This window comes from Noviherbaspirillum agri (assembly GCF_054780595.1).
In genome coordinates this window covers 121894-141586 of sequence record NZ_BAAGWA010000009.1, presented here as the reverse complement: position 1 = coordinate 141586, position 19693 = coordinate 121894, and the positions used below count along the sequence as shown (strand labels likewise).

The 19693-nt window shown below is 58.4% G+C and carries 17 protein-coding genes; 9 read left to right on the top strand and 8 right to left on the bottom strand.

Annotated features, from left to right (window positions below; translation table 11 throughout):
- The first annotated feature begins 353 nt into the window (after positions 1 to 353).
- Together ACYVIA_RS15990 and ACYVIA_RS15985 are read left to right on the top strand one after the other, a co-directional pair.
- Positions 354 to 1202 (top strand): hypothetical protein, encoded by an 849-nt coding sequence (locus ACYVIA_RS15990; protein WP_460842486.1) that lies wholly within the window; start codon positions 354 to 356, stop codon positions 1200 to 1202.
- A 155-nt stretch (positions 1203 to 1357) separates the two neighbouring features.
- Positions 1358 to 2500, top strand: a complete 1143-nt coding sequence (locus ACYVIA_RS15985; RefSeq protein WP_460842483.1) for an AI-2E family transporter — start codon at positions 1358 to 1360, stop codon at positions 2498 to 2500.
- Positions 2501 to 2811: 311 nt separating this feature from the next.
- Here ACYVIA_RS15985 and ACYVIA_RS15980 read toward each other — a convergent pair whose 3' ends face one another.
- The 4 genes from ACYVIA_RS15980 to ACYVIA_RS15965 all read right to left on the bottom strand — a co-directional run bounded on the left by ACYVIA_RS15980 (position 2812) and on the right by ACYVIA_RS15965 (position 4369).
- On the bottom strand, positions 2812 to 2994 hold the full coding sequence (locus ACYVIA_RS15980; RefSeq protein ID WP_460842481.1) for an entericidin A/B family lipoprotein: 183 nt from the start codon (positions 2992 to 2994) through the stop codon (positions 2812 to 2814).
- A gap of 92 nt (positions 2995 to 3086) precedes the next feature.
- Positions 3087 to 3542, bottom strand: a complete 456-nt coding sequence (locus ACYVIA_RS15975; protein WP_460842479.1) for a hypothetical protein — start codon at positions 3540 to 3542, stop codon at positions 3087 to 3089.
- The gene (locus ACYVIA_RS15970; RefSeq protein WP_460842477.1) at positions 3539 to 3907 is read right to left on the bottom strand and encodes a phage holin family protein; all 369 of its coding nucleotides are present in this window, start codon (positions 3905 to 3907) and stop codon (positions 3539 to 3541) included. The genes ACYVIA_RS15975 and ACYVIA_RS15970 overlap by 4 nt, the downstream gene beginning before the upstream one ends.
- 60 nt (positions 3908 to 3967) lie before the next feature.
- Complete coding sequence (locus tag ACYVIA_RS15965) at positions 3968 to 4369, bottom strand: glycine zipper domain-containing protein (protein WP_460842475.1); 402 nt, start codon at positions 4367 to 4369, stop codon at positions 3968 to 3970.
- A gap of 496 nt (positions 4370 to 4865) precedes the next feature.
- On the opposite strand from ACYVIA_RS15965, the gene ACYVIA_RS15960 reads away from it, so the two are divergent.
- Both ACYVIA_RS15960 and ACYVIA_RS15955 read left to right on the top strand, forming a co-directional pair.
- Positions 4866 to 6047 (top strand): PilT/PilU family type 4a pilus ATPase, encoded by a 1182-nt coding sequence (locus ACYVIA_RS15960; RefSeq protein ID WP_460842473.1) that lies wholly within the window; start codon positions 4866 to 4868, stop codon positions 6045 to 6047.
- Between the two features lie 204 nt (positions 6048 to 6251).
- Complete coding sequence (locus ACYVIA_RS15955) at positions 6252 to 8366, top strand: sensor domain-containing protein (RefSeq protein WP_460842471.1); 2115 nt, start codon at positions 6252 to 6254, stop codon at positions 8364 to 8366.
- Between the two features lie 552 nt (positions 8367 to 8918).
- On the opposite strand, the gene ACYVIA_RS15950 is transcribed toward ACYVIA_RS15955, so the two are convergent.
- The 4 genes from ACYVIA_RS15950 to ACYVIA_RS15935 all read right to left on the bottom strand — a co-directional run bounded on the left by ACYVIA_RS15950 (position 8919) and on the right by ACYVIA_RS15935 (position 11781).
- On the bottom strand, positions 8919 to 9386 hold the full coding sequence (locus tag ACYVIA_RS15950; RefSeq protein WP_460842469.1) for a hypothetical protein: 468 nt from the start codon (positions 9384 to 9386) through the stop codon (positions 8919 to 8921).
- A 1-nt stretch (position 9387) separates the two neighbouring features.
- A complete protein-coding gene (locus ACYVIA_RS15945) occupies positions 9388 to 10125 on the bottom strand; it encodes a hypothetical protein (RefSeq protein ID WP_460842467.1) in 738 nt (245 codons plus the stop codon).
- 190 nt (positions 10126 to 10315) lie between these two features.
- Positions 10316 to 11110, bottom strand: a complete 795-nt coding sequence (locus ACYVIA_RS15940; protein WP_460842465.1) for a hypothetical protein — start codon at positions 11108 to 11110, stop codon at positions 10316 to 10318.
- A gap of 110 nt (positions 11111 to 11220) precedes the next feature.
- The gene (locus ACYVIA_RS15935) at positions 11221 to 11781 is read right to left on the bottom strand and encodes a DUF6160 family protein (protein WP_460842464.1); all 561 of its coding nucleotides are present in this window, start codon (positions 11779 to 11781) and stop codon (positions 11221 to 11223) included.
- 572 nt (positions 11782 to 12353) lie between these two features.
- On the opposite strand from ACYVIA_RS15935, the gene ACYVIA_RS15930 reads away from it, so the two are divergent.
- The 5 genes from ACYVIA_RS15930 (at position 12354) to ACYVIA_RS15910 (ending at position 19633) form a co-directional block, all read left to right on the top strand.
- Entirely contained in the window at positions 12354 to 15071 is a 2718-nt protein-coding gene (locus ACYVIA_RS15930; protein WP_460842462.1) for a LuxR C-terminal-related transcriptional regulator, read from the top strand.
- 323 nt (positions 15072 to 15394) lie between these two features.
- Positions 15395 to 16270, top strand: a complete 876-nt coding sequence (locus ACYVIA_RS15925; RefSeq protein ID WP_460842460.1) for a C39 family peptidase — start codon at positions 15395 to 15397, stop codon at positions 16268 to 16270.
- A 53-nt stretch (positions 16271 to 16323) separates the two neighbouring features.
- Entirely contained in the window at positions 16324 to 17343 is a 1020-nt protein-coding gene (locus ACYVIA_RS15920; RefSeq protein ID WP_460842457.1) for a transporter, read from the top strand.
- 15 nt (positions 17344 to 17358) lie between these two features.
- Positions 17359 to 19002 (top strand): OmpP1/FadL family transporter, encoded by a 1644-nt coding sequence (locus tag ACYVIA_RS15915; protein ID WP_460842456.1) that lies wholly within the window; start codon positions 17359 to 17361, stop codon positions 19000 to 19002.
- A gap of 67 nt (positions 19003 to 19069) precedes the next feature.
- Positions 19070 to 19633, top strand: a complete 564-nt coding sequence (locus tag ACYVIA_RS15910; protein WP_460842453.1) for a DUF2059 domain-containing protein — start codon at positions 19070 to 19072, stop codon at positions 19631 to 19633.
- The last annotated feature ends 60 nt before the right edge of the window (positions 19634 to 19693 follow it).

Sequence of the window (19693 nt, the reverse complement as noted above, 5' to 3'; positions counted from 1 at the left end):
GTACGGCTTATGGCGGCAGCTAGCATTTTCGGTGCCAGTGCAGCGCACAATGCGTGCAAACGGAGCTGCCGAATCCATTGCAAAACGACTTCTTGCACCATTTTCCGCTCGATGATTCAACGTGGTTTTAGAGACTTGCCCATCTTGTAAAAGTTTCCATCGCTTGCAGCTCTTTCCCATTAATTGCGGCTACGCGGCACGGCTTGCGCCGCCGGGCCCACGGGCATGAATGATGCATAGGCAAACCTGATCCGTGCGCGGATATGTATTCATATTGCCGTTCGCTCGGCTCGCTTTCGTACTGGTGTACTCGTGTACTTGCATGCTTGCGTTTGCGTCAGGAGATTTCAGAGATGATTGCTTCAAAACGTTTGCTGATCGCATTGGGCATCGTGTCCCACGCCGCCTTGGCACAGGCACAGCCGATGTCGCAGGAACCGCAGCCGCCTGCAGATGTGCAGATGCAGCCGGGCCCGATGTCTCCTTCCTTGCCTGACCGGACGTCGCAACCCGGCATGGCGCCTTCGGAACCGGGATCATCGGGCGCCTCGGACGCCTCGCCGGGAACCTCTTCCAGTTCGTCTTCCGGCACTTCTTCGGATACGCCGAGCGGCGGTGCCGATACGCCCGCAGAGACTCAGGCGGGCACTGTCCCGGATCCTTCTTCCGGCGGAGTCAACGGCATGCAGTCGGAAGCCGGCATGGAGTTGCGCGCAGCATCACCATCGACTGCGGAACTCAAGCCTGTCGTGCAGGGCGACGTGACTTACCTGTGCGGCGGCGTGGGTGAGGACGAGGAAGCCTTCATGAAGCAGGAGGCCAAGGGATATGACCTGATGCTCACTTTCGCAGCACGCAATGGCGCTTATCTTGCCGACGTCAATGTCGACATCGCCGACGCGAAAGGCAATTCGGTCCTGCAGGCGACTTGCGATGGTCCGATCATGCTGGTCGACCTCCCACGCAGCGGAAGCTACCGCGTGAACGCCGATGCCGCAGGCTACACGCTGCAGCAGACCGTGAAGGTTTCAGCGGCAAAGAAGACGCGGCGCAGCGTGGCATCGGCATCGCTCGTCTGGCCGCAGCAGGTTGCGGAAGGCCTGCCGTCATCCGAGACAGCGACCGGCGCCAGTGGTAGTGAGGAGGAGAGCGAGGGCGAGGGCAGCGGCGCATCGGGCAGCAGTGACAGTGGTGTCCGTTGAACATGCCAGCCAGACCGGATTCACGACGTCCACTTACTGCCGCTGACACACTAGCCGCGTCGCCGGCAAACTCCGACACACAAGGGCCGGACGCTTCACAGGATGTGGGCCGCCGCCGACGCTATGCCGATAGGGCCGCCGTGGATAGGGCCGCCGTGGATACGGCCGCCGTGGATACGGCTGCTATCGATAAGGCCGCCGTGGATGCTGCGCGCGCCGCTGCGCGAGAACTGTCACAGGAACTTGATTACCAGTCCCAGCCGGAGCTGAGCGACACGCAGTTCTTCTGGCGCACCGTGCTGGTGATGAGCCTGGTGATTTTCACCGGCATGGTATTGACGCTGATCTGGTATGCGTCCGATGTCTTCCTTGTTCTGTTTGCCGGCATCCTGCTCGCCGTGCTGCTGCGTGCGCCGACGAATTGGCTCGCCGAGAACACCCGGCTGAGCGAGCGTGCTGCGCTCGGCATTTCGATCGGCGCGCTGGTCGCCCTGCTGGCGCTGACGGTGTACATGTTCGCCGTGCCGCTCGCCGAGCAGCTCGGTCAATTGATGGAAAACGTGCCGCAAGGCTTTGCCAGGCTGCGAAAACTCGTGCGGCAATATGAATGGGCGAAGCCCTTCCAGCCCCTCGTGGCGGAACTGGCACGCTTCCGCCTTGATGCCCATTTCCTCGGCCGCGCCGGCTTTCTCCTGACGTCGACCGTGTCCGCCGTTGGCGGTGGAGTGGTCGTGCTCTTCATTGGCATCTACCTTGCCGCACAGCCTCGCCTGTACCAGCGTGGCTTCATGCATCTGCTGCCGAGGACGGGGCGGCCGCGCGCCTACGAAGTGCTGGATGAAATCGGCAGCGTGCTGCGGCGCTGGCTCGTCGGCAGGCTGTTCACGATGGCAGCCGTCGGCGCAGCCGCCAGCATCGGGCTATGGGTGCTTGGCGTGCCGCTGGCCTTCACGCTCGGGATACTGAGCGGCCTTCTGGAATTTGTCTCCTACGTCGGCCCGATCATGGCGGCCATTCCTGCGCTGCTGATCGCCTTTAACGTCGACCCGCTGCTCGCCTTCTACGTGGCCTTGCTGTACGCCGGGATCCAGGCTGCGGAAAACTACCTGCTTACACCACTCGTGGAGCAGCGTGCAGTTGCGCTGCCCCCGGCACTCGTTATTTTTGCGACGCTGCTTCTGGGGGTGCTGGCCGGGCCGCTGGGCGTGATACTTGCATCGCCGCTGACGGCGACCGGCATCGTCGCCGTGAAGCGGCTCTACGTACAGGACGTGGTCGAACAACCGAAGAAAAGCTGACGCCTGCCTGTCCCCTTGCACGCGGACGGTGCGCGAGGCAGGGAGCAAGCGGGGGAGCCTGTGCCGAAAGTCTTGGCAGGCATGACAGGTCAGACGAGAACTTGGAGTGAGGCCCATCAAGGCCAGATCACAACGGCTGGTACGGAAGGGGGCCACAATCCCGCACCAGAACCACTGCCAGGAAGGGCGCCAGAACGGACGCATATTGCGGACGCAAACTGCGGACGCAACAAGTAGCGCCGCAAAAGCAAAAAGCGCGAGCCGGAGCATGTCCGGTCGCGCTTGTGGCGAACTGCGCGAGCAGCGTTCGCTTAGCGGCTGGGGCTGCTTGAGCTTCCGCTGCCTGAAGAATCTCCCTTGCGGGCGCCTTCAGCGGAATTTTGCATCTTTTCCCCGCCGCGTTCGATGTCCTTGCCGACGCCCTTCATCGTATTGCAAGCAGACAAGCCAGCGCTGAACATCAGGATGCTGAGGATGGAGATGACTTTTTTCATGGTCTTATCCTTTCATGTGAACGAACTTGGTTTTTAAACATTGCAATGTTCATGCCCGAATGCTGCAAGGCATGCTCCGGTTGTTGCAACTGCTACTTGGTCCGACCCTGCACGTACGCACCGATCATCGTCAGCAGGCGACCAGCCAGGTCCACATTGGACTGATTGCCCATGACGGTGGTGATTGCCGTTCCACCGGTGGTGACGGTACGCAGAATGCGCTTGGGGCCGATTGCAACCAGGGCAGCAACCCCGGCCGCGACCAGGAACGGATGCTCGGCAAGCACCCGCAGCACCGGATTACGCGGAGTGAGGCTGCGTGTGGCTGCGTATCCCGTTCGGTGATAGGCGTGCATCCTTTCCCCGCCAGGCAGCGCGCCATGCGTCAGCGCATGCGTGGCCGGATAGGGACTTGCCGTGTGCGGCTCGACCAATACGGCATCGTCGAGGTCTGCACCATCCGTCAGCATGCGTCGGTAGCGCTCCCGCCGCGCTTGCATGCGGTCGAGAATGGCCTGCCTTTCCATTTCAAGAGAGTGACCGCTCATATGCTTTCCTTGATGACGTCGATATCGCGCTGCAACTGACTGCGCAGGTTGGTGGTGATCGGCGGCGAACGGAAATGCTTCAGGCACAGGTTGAGGCTGATACCGGCAATGGCGCCGTAGAGGATCACGACGAACCAGGCCGCGAGTGCGCGGTACTCAGTCCCCCAGAAACTGACGATGATCGCCAGCCCGAGGAATACCGTTGCCAGCAAGGCGAACAGGCCAGCGACGGCGAAGCCGGCAATGCGCAGTGCGATCTGGTGCTCGCGGATCTTCATCTCGACCCGCAATAGATCCATGTAATCGCCAAGCCGATCCAGGGTGATGAGGTAGAGCTGTTTGGATTTGTGAAGGGCTGCAAACATGGCGGTATTTCCTATGCAAGGTCGATTGAATCAGTGGCCTGGCCGAGTGGCGGCAGGGCACTAGCGCCGGTTAAACAACAGGCCGAGCAGCAGCCCGGTGCCCACCGCAACGGCGACCGATTGCATGGGTTTGCCCTTCACATACTCGGTCGTGGTCTCCATGCCGCGGTTGAGCTGGCGCGATGCTTCGCTGGCGATGCCCTTGGCGGCGTAACGCATGGTGCTGAATTTCGCCATCATCTGGGCATGCGCCTTGGTCAGTTCGTCGTCGGACATCGTGGAAGAACGGTTGACCAGCGCGTCCAGTTCGTTCTTCAGGCTCGACAGGTCGCTGCGCAGTGCAGCGGCGGTGCGTTGCGTTGCTCCGCTTTTCGCTTCGCTAAACGTCCCCGTGGACTGGGTGGCGGCAGAGGCCTTGTCGCTACCGTTGCCGGTCGTACGGGATGTGAAATCAGTTTCCATGAATCGCTCCTTGACGAGGTTGGTCGAAATCCGCAGTCAAAGTCACTACGGCGCACACGATAAAAACGAGGGACGTATTTTTTGCGCTCCGGCCCCGCCTGCAGCCCCCGGCATGACAGCGGGCAGCAGCAATTCAGCGCGCGAAAAATGCGCTGGCGCTCGTTGGCAACGGACCTCCTTTTTATGGTCTGCCCTTGTGCGGTGCAAACGTTGTGCCAACTGTCCCTCGCGGCCCGGACGCACGGTAATCAGCGCCGGGCAGAGGCAAAGCGGGAACAGTGATGTGCCTGAATGTGTAATCCGGTAAAAAGCGCGCGGCGTTTTTGTACACATTGCATGTAATTCTTGCAACGCGGCTCCGCGATTACGGCGAAGAAAGGTCTTGCGAAATGTATCCGTGCGGAAACATAATTGGACCCGACTTTTCGCCGAGCATGCGCGCGCTGTTCGCGCCTGCGTGTTTCGGCTATTGAAAGATTTGCATTGAAAGGCTTTTATGTCGTCCAGCTTTGGCCCCGATGAGGCCCGTGCCTATATGCATCAGTTGCTGAAGCTGATGCACCAAGCCGGTGGTTCGGACCTGTTCATTTCCGCCGACTTTCCACCCAGCATGAAGCACCAGGGCGCAATGAAGCCCTTGAGCCAGCAGAAGCTGAACGGCGACATCACGAAGAAGTTGGCGCTGTCGCTGATGAATGAAAAACAGCGCACGGAATTCGAGGCTGAGCTGGAATGCAATTTTGCGATTTCGATCCCGAACGTGTGCCGCTTCCGCGTCAATGTCTTCGTCCAGCAGCAGCAGACGGGCATGGTAATCCGCACCATCGCCGCCGAGATCCCGAGCTTCGAGAAGCTGCAACTGCCGGAGATCCTCAAAGACGTGATCATGACCAAGCGCGGTCTCGTGCTGGTCGTCGGCGGCACTGGGTCCGGCAAGTCGACCACGCTGGCGGCCATGATTGACCACCGCAATGCGAGCTCTTCCGGCCACATCATCACGGTGGAGGATCCGGTCGAGTATGTCCACAAGAACAAGTCCTGCCTGATCACGCATCGCGAGGTCGGCGTGGATACGCATTCCTGGCACCACGCGCTGAAGAACACGCTGCGCCAGGCGCCGGACGTGATCCTGATCGGCGAGATCCGCGATACCGAGACGATGGAGCACGCCATTGCCTTTGCCGAGACAGGGCATCTGTGCCTCGGCACGTTGCATGCCAATAACGCCAACCAGACCATCGACCGCATCATCAACTTCTTCCCCGAGGAGCGCCGCGCGCAATTGCTCGGCGACCTGTCGTCCAACCTGCGGGCCATCGTATCGCAGCGCCTCGTGCGCACGGAGGACGGCAAGGGCCGCAAGGCCGCGATCGAAATCCTGATGAACACGCCGACGATCGCAGAACAGATCCTGAAAGGCCAGTTCCACGGCATCAAGGAAACCATGGCGAAGTCGCGCGAGCTCGGCATGTGCACCTTCGACCAGGCATTGTTCGACCTGTACAACGCCGGCCACATCAGCTACGACGAAGCCATCCGCAATGCCGACTCTGCCAACGAGCTGCGCCTGCAGATCAAGCTGCGGGGTACGCGGGGCGCGGCCGGCGAGGGCGGTGCCGGCGGGCTCAACCTCGTGATGGACGCGGAAAAGGAAGAGGAAGCGGCAGAAGCAAAGTAATTCTGCCGGCCTCAGGTACCAGGCAGCCGCGCCGGCTGCCGGTCCGTTCTCAAATGACTGCGACCCGTTCCTGCTTTCTCTCGCCAATTCACGCCTGCGCTTGCGGGTGCGTTTTGCAATTGGTCCGGTAATGGCGGCATCGCTTAGGCATTACGTGGGCATCGCTTAGGCGTCGACTGTAAGCAGCCTGATTTTTATTGATTCATGCACAAACCACTTACCCGTGCCGCCGGTTCATTGACCGAAAGCCCGACGCTGGCGCAACAGCGTTTCGAATCCCTGGTCAACAGCATTGAAGGCATCGTCTGGGAATCAGACCCGGTGACCTTCTGCTTCAGCTTTGTCAGCGCGCATGCCGAGCGCATCCTCGGCTATCCCGTCGAAGCGTGGTACGAGGAAGGCTTTTGGGCTGCCCATGTCCATCCCGACGACCGTGACGAGACTGCGCGTTTTTGTTCCGAGCAAATTGAACTTGGCGCAAACCATACGTCCGAGTACCGGATGCGCGCGAAAGACGGACGTATTGTCTGGCTCAGGGATTCTGTCAGCGTCTCTATGCGCGATGGGCATCCGGTACTGCTGCGCGGCATCATGGTCGACATTACGGAGCTCAAGCGCGCCGAAGAAGCGTTGCGCCTGTCCGCCACGGTATTCGAAAACAGCGCGCAGGGCATTGCGATCATGGATGCCGAACGACACATCCTGAAAGTCAACAATGCCTTCTGCGCCATCACCGGCTACCGAGAAGAGGAAGTCATCGGCCGCCGGCACGGCATCTTCCTGCCGGAATCCGAGGACAAGGCGCCGGATAAAGCCCTGGATAAGACCATGTGGCAGGCGGTTGAAGAACAGGGGTTCTGGAGCGGCGAAATCACCACCCGCCGCAAGTCAGGCGACGACTTCTCGGAACAGCTCTCCCTGCGCCAGGTGCGCGATGCGGACGGCAAGGTGACAAACTACATCGGCATCTTTAGCGACGTTTCTCATGCCAAGGCAGCGCAGGACGAGATTGCGCGCCTGTCGTACTTTGACGGCCTGACAGGTTTGCCGAACAGGGCCTTGCTGCACGACCGCCTCCAGCATGCCTTGCTGAAAGCAGGGCATCATCACCATCGCGTCGCCTTGCTCGCCATCGATGTGAACCGTCTGGCGCATATCAATGAAGTGCTGGGGCATCACATCGGGGACCGCCTGCTGGTCGCGGTGGCGGATCGCCTGCGCACACTGATGAGCGACTCCGATACCGTGTCCCGGCACATCGGCGATGAATTCACCGTCGTGCTGGAGGAGCTGGACGACGCACAGTCGGCTGCCGGACTGGCGGAGCGCGTCCTGGCGGACCTCGGCCGCAGCTTCATGCTGGAAGGCCATGAAGTGCGTGTGAGTGCGAGTATCGGCATCAGCATTTATCCGGAAGACGGGGAGACGCCACAACTCTTGCTCAAACATGCAGACGTTGCGCTGCATCACGCCAAAGACAGCGGAGAGGGCAGCATCCAGTTCTTCCGCGAAGAGATGAACCGCGCTTCGGTCGAGCGTCTTCAGATCGAGAGCAATCTGCGTCATGCATTGCAGCGGCAGGAGTTCCACCTGGTGTACCAGCCGCAAGTGGATCTTGGCAGCGGCCGTGTCACCGGCATGGAAGCGCTGGTTCGCTGGCGGCATCCGACGCTGGGGATGGTGTCGCCCGCGCGCTTCATTCCGATTGCGGAGGAGACGGGGCATATTGCCGAAATCGGCTTGTGGGTTCTGCGTGAAGCATGCCGTCAGACGCAGGCATGGCATGCACTCGGCTATTCAGACCTGCAGGTGGCCGTCAATGTGTCCGCCCGCCAGTTCCGGCAGGAGGATTTTTCATCGCGGGTCAAGCAGGCACTGCAGGAAACCGGCTTGCCTGCCAAATATCTTGAACTGGAATTAACCGAGAGCATGATCATGCAACGGCCGGAACATGTGATTGGCGTGATGTCTGAACTGCGGCAGCTAGGCGTGACGTTCTCGATCGATGATTTCGGCACTGGCTATTCCAGTCTCTCGCAACTTAAGCGCTTCCCCATCGATAAACTGAAGATCGATCGGTCGTTCACGCAGGATATCGGCAGTGATGCCAACGGATCGGCGATTACTTGCGCGATCATCGCCCTTGGCAACAGCATGCATCTGCGAGTCGTGGCGGAAGGGGTGGAGACTCGCGAGCAGGAACGTTTTCTCATCGAAAACGGCTGCCACAGCATGCAAGGCTATCTCTTTAGCCGGCCGGTTGCGGCCGACGACATCTCCAATCTATTGAGGCTTCATTCCTCACGCGGATCCAATTGATCGAAAAATGCGGTCAGCAAGTCCGCAAGGTGCCCGGTGAGTCCCGACGATGTGGAGCCAGTCAGGATGAACGCGCCTCAAGGCTACGCTGAACAAGTCTCGGAATGGCACGCGCCTGAATTCGGGATGGGGCACAAGGCACAAGGACAAGGCACAAGCTGCAGCCATGGCGGGACCATGGCGAGGATGTGCAATGCCGCGTACCGCCCGAAGTCAGGATGCGCGGCGCGCGGCCTTGTTCTGCGTAGCCCTTAGGGCTTTTTTAACCTGACCGTATGCGCCTCGCCGGCCGCAGCCAAGGTCGGGCGGGGACGCCGAGTCCGAGAAGCGCAGTTGTACGTGAGATATGGCGAGCATCGCCGGCTCGTGATTGGGTGCGGCCGGCGAAATGCGGCCGGCGAGGCGCGTACGGTTAGGGGAAAAATGCTCTATGCCGCGTTTGACAAGCTACTGCGCGGCCCGGATTGATGTCTGAGGTGCTCGGCGTACCAGTCGTACGCGTGCGCTCCTCGACACCACTCCGAACCGCTCGCTACACTTGTCAAACACAGCCTAGTGTGCCCAGAACCTCATTTGTCCCTGCATGGAAAGATTGCCGTCAATGTTGAAGCTGCCAATGCTGCCGCTGACGGGCGCAGCCGGATCAATCTGGGCGCTGATTGAGTCAACGCCGAAATCGGTGAACCTGAGGTGGGTCGGCAAGGTCAGCGCAACATAGTCGCCGCCGTCCGGCTTCTTCTCAATGTCGATGCCCAGTGCAAACATGTCGATCTTGCCGTGCATATTCTGGAATACCAGATAAGTCGAGTCGCCATTCCCATCTTTGAAGCCCCATGTCCGGCGGTTCGGAGTCATGCCGGGAATGGATGGATCATTTAGCACAAGATGCACAGCAATGCCCACGCCATCACCGCCGGTGACTTGCGCCAGTTCGGCGTCATCCAATGGGAGCGGTGCTTGCGCCGACGCTTCGACATGGAGACACAACGCGATCATCACCGCAAGCAGTTTTCTGAGCATCTCAGGGCCTCACGTTGACGTCCAGATACTGGATCTGGATTGAGCCGATACGACTGGAACCAAGATCCAGATTGCCCGTGACATCACTGCGGAAAGAGATATTGTCGATCTGCAGAGTGCCCTGCGGTGCACCATTGGCATCCGGCCAATCGATACCGAAATGCATGCGCGGGTTGCCGTTGACGTCCCTGACCGCATTGAAAATGCCCGGCTGGGCGTTCACATCGGCGATTCGCCATGGCGTGTTCAGCAAGTTCCCGCTACTGTCGACGGCGCCGATATGGATGCCGCTGATATTCATTTGCTCGGTAACGCCGACCGGGTCGGCCAAAGTAATGTCGTCGCGCCCGCGCGGACGCAGCAAAATGTTGCCTACATCCATGCGCAACCCCATGCCGAAAGCCACGCCATCACCGACGCGCGGCGTCGTCCATTGAATGCCCCCTCCGTAGAATGTCGTGTCCTTGACGACAATGCTGCCACCATCAAACGCGATACCGTCAGCGTTTACCCCCCAGTCAAATGCCGCTTGCCAGCGCTTTAGCCCATTCGCGTTTTCAGGAAAGGCGAGCGTAACGATGTCAGCCATGCCGGGTGGGCCTTCAATGATGTCGAGGCGGTACGGATCGCCAAAGGGATTGGCCGGATCGTCAGAACGTGAGAGAAACGGATTGCTGATGAATGCGCTAGCCGTTGACGGCGACGGGGCGATATAGGTGAATCGCGCATCGCCCGACATCGAAAAATTGGAAAGGTCAAAGCTCAAGCCGTCGCGCCCCTGCACGGAAGACAGGGAAGCGTCGCTCATCGGCACCATGCCTTCAGCGAAGGCAGGACCCGAGTGGCAGCACAAGGCCAACGTGCCGCACAGGCCCAACAGTGCATCACGGGCCGGGCGCAAACCATTTTTCAGGAGCGACTGCATCTTGTCAGCGGACCAGCGGCAAGTTCGGTGGTACAACGCCGTTGACACTGATGGCGCTTAGCCTGTCGCGCCAATTCAGCCAGAAGCCCTGCTGCGCCATGTCGGGCATTTGCGTCATGCCGGCTGGCGTCTGGAACTGCACGCCAGTCTTCAGTACGGAAATCCAGAAATCGCGGCTCGGACCACTGGCGTCGCCGGCGCGTACGCCGCCGAGTTGGGCAAAATTGAGACAGGTACCGGTGCAGCTACCATCCCATCGCCGGCCGCCGCCCGGATCGGTACGCGAGTCCAGCATGCCGGCTGCGCCCCCGTCAACGAGCATCGAACCACTGAGCGTTGCGAGCTTCAGTCCTATGTCCCCGGAAATGGTGTCGAATCCCAGACGCATGCCAACAACCTCGCGTGTCGCGGCATCTCCGACATTGCGGTAGACGAATTCAATATAAGGGTTCGTGATATGCACCAGGCGCTGCGCGTCGGTGCCGTCGCTGCGTCCGAACTGGAACAGCGGGATGTCGATGTCTGCGCCCGTGCCATTGCGCGTCGCGTAGTTGTATTCGCCCAAGCGGATATTCTGAAGGTTCGCATTCAGCGTGACATCGGCTCCAAAGGCGATGCGTGTGAAATCGAATCCGCCGCTGCTGCTGTTCGAGAGGTCCAGGAAGCCCTGACCGTGGGCAGCCGAGAGCTCTTGCTCGGATAGCGGGCGAAGTTGTCCCCAGGCTTGGCCAGCGCACAGCATCATGGCTGCTGCGGCTCCCAGTGAAGCGAGTCCAGCGCGAATCAGGCTCATAGTCATGAAATGGAACTGGGTGCTACTGCGTCAGAGACACAACCCCCGGCTTGCGCCGGGGGATGCGAAGATACATCGAGTCAAACTTTAAACTCTAGCCCCAAGGGGGCCGGAGATTAGTGAGCCCAGATGTAGACTTTGGTGCCTTGCAACTGGATGTCGTTCATAGCGATCGAGCCATAGGAAGCCGTGGAGCCGCCCATGCGGATTGCTGCAACGGACATGTCCAGGGCTGCGTTAGGTTGCAGTTCGATTTCCGGAATTGCGATCTTGACGACGTCACCACCCGGGTAGAACGCTGCCAGAGCTGCGCCTTGAGCTGCAGGATCAACAGCGTCGGCAATCTCAGTGACACCCAGAACGGTCGGGTTGAACACGTCGCTCAGGAAGGAAGCGTTGCTGATGATGTCCATCGTTACACCGATGGTGCCGGTGAAGGCGATGTTATTGAAGCTGATCGAACCGCCACCCAAACCGGTGGTTGCGTCGACAGCATCAGTATCGGTATAGACGAAGGAACCGACACGGATGTTCAGATCAGCAGCGATCGACACACCGTCCTGGCCGCTGACTTGGCTCAGGGACTCATCTTGCATCGGGGTCATTGCGGAAGCGGCGAATGCGCATACGGACAGAGCAGCGGCAACAGCGGTCTTCTTGATCAGTTGCAGTTTCATATAATAGTCTCCAAATTAGGTAAGGAATTTCTCAAAAAGGATTCTTTGTTACACCCGCCAATGCCGCTCCATGTTTCTTTTGAAAACACTTCATGGTGCTCAGCTGTTGATATCAGCGCCAGCCGAGCGTCGGATCTGGCTTGTACGGCTCTTAATATTTAAGCAATACTAAGAGCCTTCATAGTAAGACAAGAACTCCCACGGGCCAGCCCCTTCAGGGTGACCAGCGAAGCCAAACAATTGGCCGCATAAGCCAAGTGATTACTTGCATTTCTCCTCAGCAATGTTGTGTGTCAATTGGCAAGGTCGCTGCCGACGCTACTGCCCGCTTATTCCTCGTTAGCTTCCGCCTAGCAAATTAGAAGCGGCTCTCTATTGCTTTGATGGCAATCTTGTGTGACCTTAATTTCCCTTCGTCACGCGAAGAGAATGCGGGCGGAAATAGCCTGTTACCTTCCCCCTCTTATATGGTGACTTGATTGGCAGCCATTCCTCAAAAGGCTTGGGAAAGATCGGCAGTCCTGCGAAGTCTTCCCTCCAAGTTCCGGCCTCCCTCATTGGGAGCGCATTTCGTGCCGCGCGAGCGTGTCATCGAGCGGATTCGGCATGCAGGGAATGCCAAGCTGGTGCTGGTACAGGCGCCGGCAGGGTTCGGAACCACTTCCTTATTGCGCCACGTCTACGATTTGTTCAGTGCGAGTGGGTGCGCCATCGCATGGCTGACGCTTGATGCCGGCGATAACGATCTCGACCGGTTCATGAATTGCCTTAATCAGGCCTTCACGTATTTGAACCAGAGCGTCTCCTCCCATTTCACGAGCATCGGTGCACGCGAATTTCTGCGGTTGCGTGACGAGTCGGCTTTTGATCCGGCCGCTGCCATTGCCTCTACGCCATTGCCGTTCATGCTGATCCTCGACGAGTTTGAGCATCTGCAGAATCCTGCAACGGTTGCGATCGTGCAGCAGATGGTTGAGCTTCTCGGCCCGCAGCAAAGGATCGTGATCGGTTCGCGTGAGCAGACAGGCTTGAGTGTTGGTCGCTTGCGTGCGCGCCAGCAATTGCTTGAGATCGATGCCTCGCAATTGCGATTCAGCCTGGATGAGACGACGCGGTTCCTATGTGAAAAACGTCAGCTGAAGCTTGACGGACAGGATATCGAGACGCTGCACCAAGTGACGGACGGATGGGCTGCGGCATTGTGGCTGGCGTCCTTGGCGCTGGAAGATCATGACGATCCCAAGCGTTTCATCCGCACCTTCTCCGGTTCAAATACAGTGGTGGCGTCGTATCTGGCAGAAGATGTGCTGTCGCAGAAACCCCGGCACCTGCAGGAGTTCATTCTTCAGACCAGCATATTGCATAAATTTTGCGCAGAGAGCTGCAACGCGATTACGGGGCGTGATGACAGTGCGAGACTACTTCATGAGATCGAGCGCTCCAACATGTTCATGAGCGCGCTGGACGAGCAGCGGCAGTGGTTCAGCTACCACCCGTTGTTTGCCGGTTTCCTACGTGCTCAGCTCGACCGCCAGTCGCCCGGGCTGGCTTCCTTGCTGCATCGGCGCGCAGCGCAGTGGTATGCCGAGCAGAAACGGCCCACGCACGCCATCGATCATGCCATTGCTTCCGGCGATCAAGTGTTGACACTTAAGTTGTTAAGCCAGAACGCCGAGGCTCTTTTTCTGCAGGGGCGGGTACGTGTGCTGGTGCGTTGGTTCGATACCCTGGATCGTTCAAGCCTGCTTGCGTATCCGAAGCTGATGTCCGTCTACGCATGGTCGCTGACTCATATCAACCGCAGCGAGGAGGCGCTGGCGCTCCTTGAGACCATGACGGGCGCAGAGGGGGCTTCGCCTATTCCTCATCCCACTTGTCACGTGCTAAGGACCTTCAGCCTGGTGATGCTGGATCGTATCGAGCTGACTGCACCGATGTGGGAAGATCCGCAAATCCTCAGCAGTGCGAACAAGGAGCCGCTGTTGCGCAGCATGCTGATGATTGGATGTGCATATTACTACGCAACCGTTGGACGGTACCAGGATGCGCGCCTTCTTCTCGATCAGGCGACGCAGGAGCATCCCGCTGTCGGGCCTTTGTTCAGTATCGCCGTGGCAGGATATGTGCGCGGAATGCTGGATTTGCTGCAGGGCCATTTGCGCGCTGCCTGTGCGCGCCTGCTTGCCTTGATCGGTGATGAAACGCAGCGTCGCCTGCGCACCGGAGGGAACGCCCGCTTCGGTCCTTTGATCGGCATCGAATCCGGGCGCCCCGAGCGTCATGGGGCCGACACCGGGTTCGCCAGCGTCTACCTCGCCGAGGTCTTGTATGAAATGGATTCGCTCAAGGAGGCGAAGCGCCTGTTGAAGTTGTATCTGCCCCTGGTGAAAGATGCCGGCATTCCTGACCAATTGATTTCCAGCCACGTGATCTACGCGCGCATCCTGCGTGCCGAGGGGCGAAAAAACGATGCGTTGCAGACGCTGCTGGAGTTGGAGCAGCTCGGAATGCAACGTCGGTTGCCGCGGATTGTAGATAGTGCACGCCTCGAGCAGGCGCGCGGAGCCATTCTGGACGGCGACCTCGAAACCGCGAAAGCCATGATGGCACTTGTCGGCAGCGCGCCTTCGTGGCAGCGCCGTGATTTGCAGATGGTTGCGAACGATATCGAGACGCCTGCATTGAGCCAGTGCCGCCTGCAGCTGCAGTGTGGGCAAGCCGTGGCGGCCTTGCCCGTGCTGAAAGAGATCCTGCAGGATGCGCATACGCGCGGGCGAGTACGGTATGCGTTGCGTGTAAAAATCCTTTATGCATTGGCGCTATCGCATTCAGGGCAGCGCAATCCCGCGTTGAGGACGGTGAGGGAAACGCTTCAGGATGCGATGACAGAAGGTTTCGTACGGGTCTTCAAGGATGAGGGAAGCGCGCTGTTCGGCCTGATCCGTGAAATGCTGGAAGGAATGAAGGATCTATCGAATCCGGAGAACACTGCCCTTCGGGTGTTTGCCGAAAAGATTGTCCAATCGTCCAGGCATCCCAGCCTCCCGACCGCTAACGATCTACCTTTGATTCCGGTGCAGCCCACGTCGCTGGATAGCGAACTCACCACGCGGGAACTCGACGTACTGATGTTGCTCGCGCAAGGTTATGGAAACCAGGTCATTGCAGAGAAACTGTTCGTGTCTGTCACGACGGTCAAAACCCATCTGCGTAACATCAACATCAAGCTTGGTACACACACCCGTACCGAAGCAATTTCCATCGCGCGCAAGAGAGCAATTATTTCTTGATGGAATTTTTCTCACGCTGAAGCAGCGAGACAAGATCCAAGCCCGCCCGCGTTTAACGAGTGCCCGAACGGCGTGTCAATCATTTGGCATCGCCTAATTGCGCATATCAACGCAATCCACGCCGCCTCCTTTTTTTGTTTCTCATAAAAAACTTTTTGTGAAACATCGCGGCACTGCCCGTTGGGACAGGGGGTTGCTGCATTTTTCTACTCAGCAACTATCTACGCAGAAGCTGTGCGCTTGACGTCGCGCAATAGCAGATCGTCCATTCGGACGAGTTCATCTTAGCAAGTTCCCTCGTACATTTAAGCTCCTTAGCAAGCTTGTTTGCCCGACACAGAATCACTCGACACATCGGGCAGGTTGATCGCGGGAAACATCGCGACGCCAGGCATCATCGGATTTTGAGGAGACAACATGAAGGGATTGAACATATGTTCATGATCTTGCTTGGTGCCATTGCATTCGTGATTGGTGGAAGCGCTGTGACTTCGCTGCGAGAGCCACTTGATCGTCCCCCCGGACAATTTGAACTGAAGCAGTCTGTTGCAGGTGGTGGTTCTGTTACCGAAGCTGTGCGGATTGAGCCGCACTCGGAACTGAAGTTTCGCAATATCGTTCGGCAAGCGTTTGATTACAGCTGCGGATCGGCGGCGTTGGTGACTTTGTTGAATTACCACCTCGGACTCAGCATTACCGAACAGCAGGCGATGGAAGGTATGCTTGAACGCGGCGAAACCGAAAAGATCATTGCGCGCCGCGGTTTCTCGCTGCTCGACATGAAACGCTATGTGGCGTCACTGGGCGTGGAGGGTGCGGGCTTCCGAGCCGAAGTAAAAGACCTGCTGACACTCGAACATCCTGCCATCGTCCCGATCGACTATGCAGGTTTCAAGCATTTCGTGGTGTTTCGCGGCGTGCGCGACGATCTCGTGTACCTCGCTGATCCCTCTGCCGGAAATATCGTCATTTCCGTCCACGAATTTGCATCCCTGTGGGACCGCAATACGCTGTTTCTTCTCTATCCCCCAAAGAACCGGCCAGTGCTTGGAAAGCTCGCACTGACCGACCAGGAGCTCGGCGTGTTTGACACAGACCGCCTGAACGACCAGGTCAATCTTCAGCCGCTGGGAAACGCTTACCTGATGGAGCGTGCTCTCAATTCAGGCAATGGTGGCGTGTATCTGCACAGACAGTAATCGTGCAGCCCGAAAGTGGGCACGCCATTACATCCAACTAACAGGGAGTCGACATGAAAATTCATCCACTGCTCGGAGTCATTGCTGCTGCACTCGCATTGCCCGCCTATGCACAACAGACTGGCGCACCTGCTTCTGCCGAAAACTCCGCCGGCACGGCTGCAGCACGTGACGCGCTGAAGCAGCAAGAAGGGGACACCGATCAAACGACGCTCCTCAAGCAGACGCTTACTGCGGTCGACAAACAGTATTCTCTGATCAAGCGAGGCCGGCTCCAGACAACGTATGACTTCAATTATTCCTATGTGGGGCAGGAGAGGATCAATGCCGATGTAACCAACGGTGAGCTCACGCTGTTCAATATCGTGAATGACAGCTCCCACACGATCACGAATACGGTTTCTGTTGACTACGGCGTACGCGACAACCTCACTGGCAGCATGAGCATTCCGCTGGTGTCGAAGTACTCGGAGAACCCTGCGTTTGATGGGCTGTCGCACTCGGTTGGCGACCTTGGTTTCGGCGCCCGCTGGCAGCCGTTTGAGGTCAAGCGCGGTCGCCCGTCCATGACGTTCACCGGTAATGTGCGACTGCCTACCGGGAAAAGCCCGTTCAAGGTCGTTGCAGACCAAGGGCTGGCAACCGGATCGGGCGTCACGACGTTTACCGGCGGTTTCAATCTGAATCACATCGTTGATCCGGTAGCGCTGTTTGGCTCGATGAATCTGTCGTACAGCTTGTCGGCTGACGACCTCAAGCAAAATCGGAATGGCCTCATCCTGACCAAGGTGGAGCCGGGCATGAGCTTTGGCTTTGGCATCGGCTTTGCCTATGCCTTGTCCTACGGGATCACCACCTCAGTCTCGCTCCAGGAAACGATTGCTGCAGGAACAAAGCTCTACTTCAGTAATGGCGCAACTGCAAAGACAAAGACGCAGACATCGGCCGTGCTGAACTTCGGGCTTGGCTACCGCGTATCGCCTAAGACGACAGTCAACATCACTGCTGGCGTTGGCCTCACGGACGATTCGCCGAACTTCTCCATCGGCCTGAGTTTGCCTCTGGCGTTCTAACGGGAAGGGGCCGCCATGGAATTTTGCTCGATGGGACGTGCAAGGCACCGATGGCCGAAAGTCGGTCTGCTGGCGGCCGTATTCTCTGTGTGTGCTGCCGGCGTCCACCCGGCGGCTTGGGCGGCTTTGACCGATAACATTGCCGTTGACCCGACCGCAATGTCGCTGGGGAATGCAGTCACTGCAGATCCGCCGGGCGTGAACTCGATCCACTTCAATCCGGCAGGATTGGCACGGATCAAGGGCAACCTCGAGTCCCATAATTTCACGTTTGCTTCGATCCGAACGCATTCCTCGTTCAAGCAAGGTGATAATTTCGGCATCGGCGGCTGGCATGACGATCCCTTGAACGGCACGAGTACCGGTCCGGTGCGCCAGAAAGTCTTCATTCCGGCGTATGGCATGCCGGGCTGGCGGCTTCCGGCCGTTGCATTGGCCACGCTGGGCTTCGCCTTCAACAAACCTGATTCACCGTTCACATTCGGCACGTCGGTTTATCCGACGATGGCAATGAGCGTGGACCGCAGCACTGACCCGAATGATCCTGGCCGCTTTGCCGGCAAGCTCGTCAATATCCAGCGTCTCGTCTATGCGTCTCCGGCGGTCGGGTTCAAAGTGTCCGATACGCTGAGTGTCGGTGCTGCCGTGCCGATTGCGCATGCCTCCATGGTGATGGATACCGACATGCGGATGCCGAACCCCTTGCTGGGCATCGTCGGCAAGATCCAGGAGGGATGGTGCCCGGATAACGGCGGCAACATTCTGGATACGTTTACCGTTGGCCTGTGCGGCGGCGGGGCGGCGGGCAGAATCAACCCTTTCAACAAGGCGGCAAACTTCAACTTCAGCATGACCGCCCCGGTCGATCCCACGATCAACCTCGGTATCCTGTGGGAGCCGGTTGATTGGCTCGGCTTCGGTTTCGCCTACCAGGGCGGTTCAAAAACGAAGTACAGCGGCAAGTACAAGTTCACGACCGAGCCGATGCTGCGCTCATTTGTGCAAGGCCTTAATTCAAGTTTGCTCGGCCCGATCGTCGGCGCCATCCTGGGCATGCCTCAGTCCATCCCGGAAGTGCAAAGCGGGAACATGACGGCGACGATTCCCTTCCCGCACCGCTATCAGGTGGGCGTCAAGTTCAAGCCGGTGAGCTATCTGCAGTTTAACGTCGACGCCAATTACCAGGATTGGGGGCGCTGGGATGTCATGACGTTGGAATTCGACCAGAGCATCAAGCTGCTCGAAATGGCCCGACTGTTCGGCATCGCAGATTCGACCAAGCTGGTAATGCCGCGTGGTTATCGCAAGGTTCTCCATTGGGGTTTCGGTCTGCAGACACAGGTGACCGACAAGCTGGCTTTGCGCTTCGGTTATGAACCCCGCAAGAGCTCGATCCCGAAGGACAAGATTGACCTCATTGCGCCATTGCCCGACACGAAGATTTACAGCTTCGGCTTCAACTACAAACTCGATGGTGGCGCAGATATCAGCGTGGCCGCGAGCTACATGACTGGCGATTACAAGGTCCCGGCCAGGTCCAGCTGCAATATGAACTGCGACAACCTGTTCAACATTGTGTACAACCCGTACGCCGGCTTGGACGTTTCCGGCGGCATTCGTGTGCGGTATCTCGGAATCTCATACAACAAGCCGTTTTAGGCGATTGAGTTCCGGGAAGGGTATCAAACGTCTGATGTGCCTTGATTGACTTTAAAGGAGTATTCCGATGATCAAATCATCCATTGCTGGTTTCCTGCTCGCTGCTGTCACTGTTGCAAACGCCCACGCAGCGCCGCCCGCGCAATCCGGCCAAGCCGCGGCATCGCCGGCAAAGAAAGAGCTCGCCAACAAGATCGTGGAGCTGATGCATATTGAAAACCTGGGCGTGTCGATGCTGCAGGAGCCAGTGGCAAAAGCCATGGGCCAGGCGCGCGTCACGCTGCAGGCCCGTGCACCTGCAGAGCGACATGAAGCCGCCTTGCGTGATATTGCCGAAGATGCGAAGAAGTTCCTGGATGAAGCAGCGCCGATCGTGAAGGGCAGTGCACAGAAGCATATTCCCGCAACGGTCATTCCCTTGTTGGCGGAACGCTTTACGGAGGATGAACTGCGTCAGATTATTGCGATGCTGGAGTCGCCGGTAAAGAAGAAGTTTGAAGCAATCGTTCCGGATATTCAGAAATCGTTGGGAGAAAAGATCGCGAGCGACACCCGGGCCACGATTGATCCCAAGATGGAAGGCCTGACACAGCGCATCGGTATGCGCCTGCGCACCGCTGTCACTCCCTGATATGTCGTTAGCTATGTCTTCAGTCGTGTCATCGCAGGATGGGCGTTATGCCCTCCATGC

Excerpts from the sequence above, each read along its gene's own strand:
- ACYVIA_RS15935 (WP_460842464.1), bottom strand. The coding sequence starts at position 11,781 with ATGAAACTGCAACTGATCAAGAAGACCGCTGTTGCCGCTGCTCTGTCC.
- ACYVIA_RS15940 (WP_460842465.1), bottom strand. The coding sequence starts at position 11,110 with ATGACTATGAGCCTGATTCGCGCTGGACTCGCTTCACTGGGAGCCGCA.
- ACYVIA_RS15960 (WP_460842473.1), top strand. The coding sequence starts at position 4,866 with ATGTCGTCCAGCTTTGGCCCCGATGAGGCCCGTGCCTATATGCATCAG.
- ACYVIA_RS15920 (WP_460842457.1), top strand. The coding sequence starts at position 16,324 with ATGAAAATTCATCCACTGCTCGGAGTCATTGCTGCTGCACTCGCATTG.
- ACYVIA_RS15910 (WP_460842453.1), top strand. The coding sequence starts at position 19,070 with ATGATCAAATCATCCATTGCTGGTTTCCTGCTCGCTGCTGTCACTGTT.
- ACYVIA_RS15965 (WP_460842475.1), bottom strand. The coding sequence starts at position 4,369 with ATGGAAACTGATTTCACATCCCGTACGACCGGCAACGGTAGCGACAAG.
- ACYVIA_RS15980 (WP_460842481.1), bottom strand. The coding sequence starts at position 2,994 with ATGAAAAAAGTCATCTCCATCCTCAGCATCCTGATGTTCAGCGCTGGC.
- ACYVIA_RS15970 (WP_460842477.1), bottom strand. The coding sequence starts at position 3,907 with ATGTTTGCAGCCCTTCACAAATCCAAACAGCTCTACCTCATCACCCTG.
- ACYVIA_RS15955 (WP_460842471.1), top strand. The coding sequence starts at position 6,252 with ATGCACAAACCACTTACCCGTGCCGCCGGTTCATTGACCGAAAGCCCG.
- ACYVIA_RS15990 (WP_460842486.1), top strand. The coding sequence starts at position 354 with ATGATTGCTTCAAAACGTTTGCTGATCGCATTGGGCATCGTGTCCCAC.
- ACYVIA_RS15950 (WP_460842469.1), bottom strand. The coding sequence starts at position 9,386 with ATGCTCAGAAAACTGCTTGCGGTGATGATCGCGTTGTGTCTCCATGTC.
- ACYVIA_RS15915 (WP_460842456.1), top strand. The coding sequence starts at position 17,359 with ATGGAATTTTGCTCGATGGGACGTGCAAGGCACCGATGGCCGAAAGTC.
- ACYVIA_RS15945 (WP_460842467.1), bottom strand. The coding sequence starts at position 10,125 with ATGTCGGGCGATGCGCGATTCACCTATATCGCCCCGTCGCCGTCAACG.
- ACYVIA_RS15975 (WP_460842479.1), bottom strand. The coding sequence starts at position 3,542 with ATGAGCGGTCACTCTCTTGAAATGGAAAGGCAGGCCATTCTCGACCGC.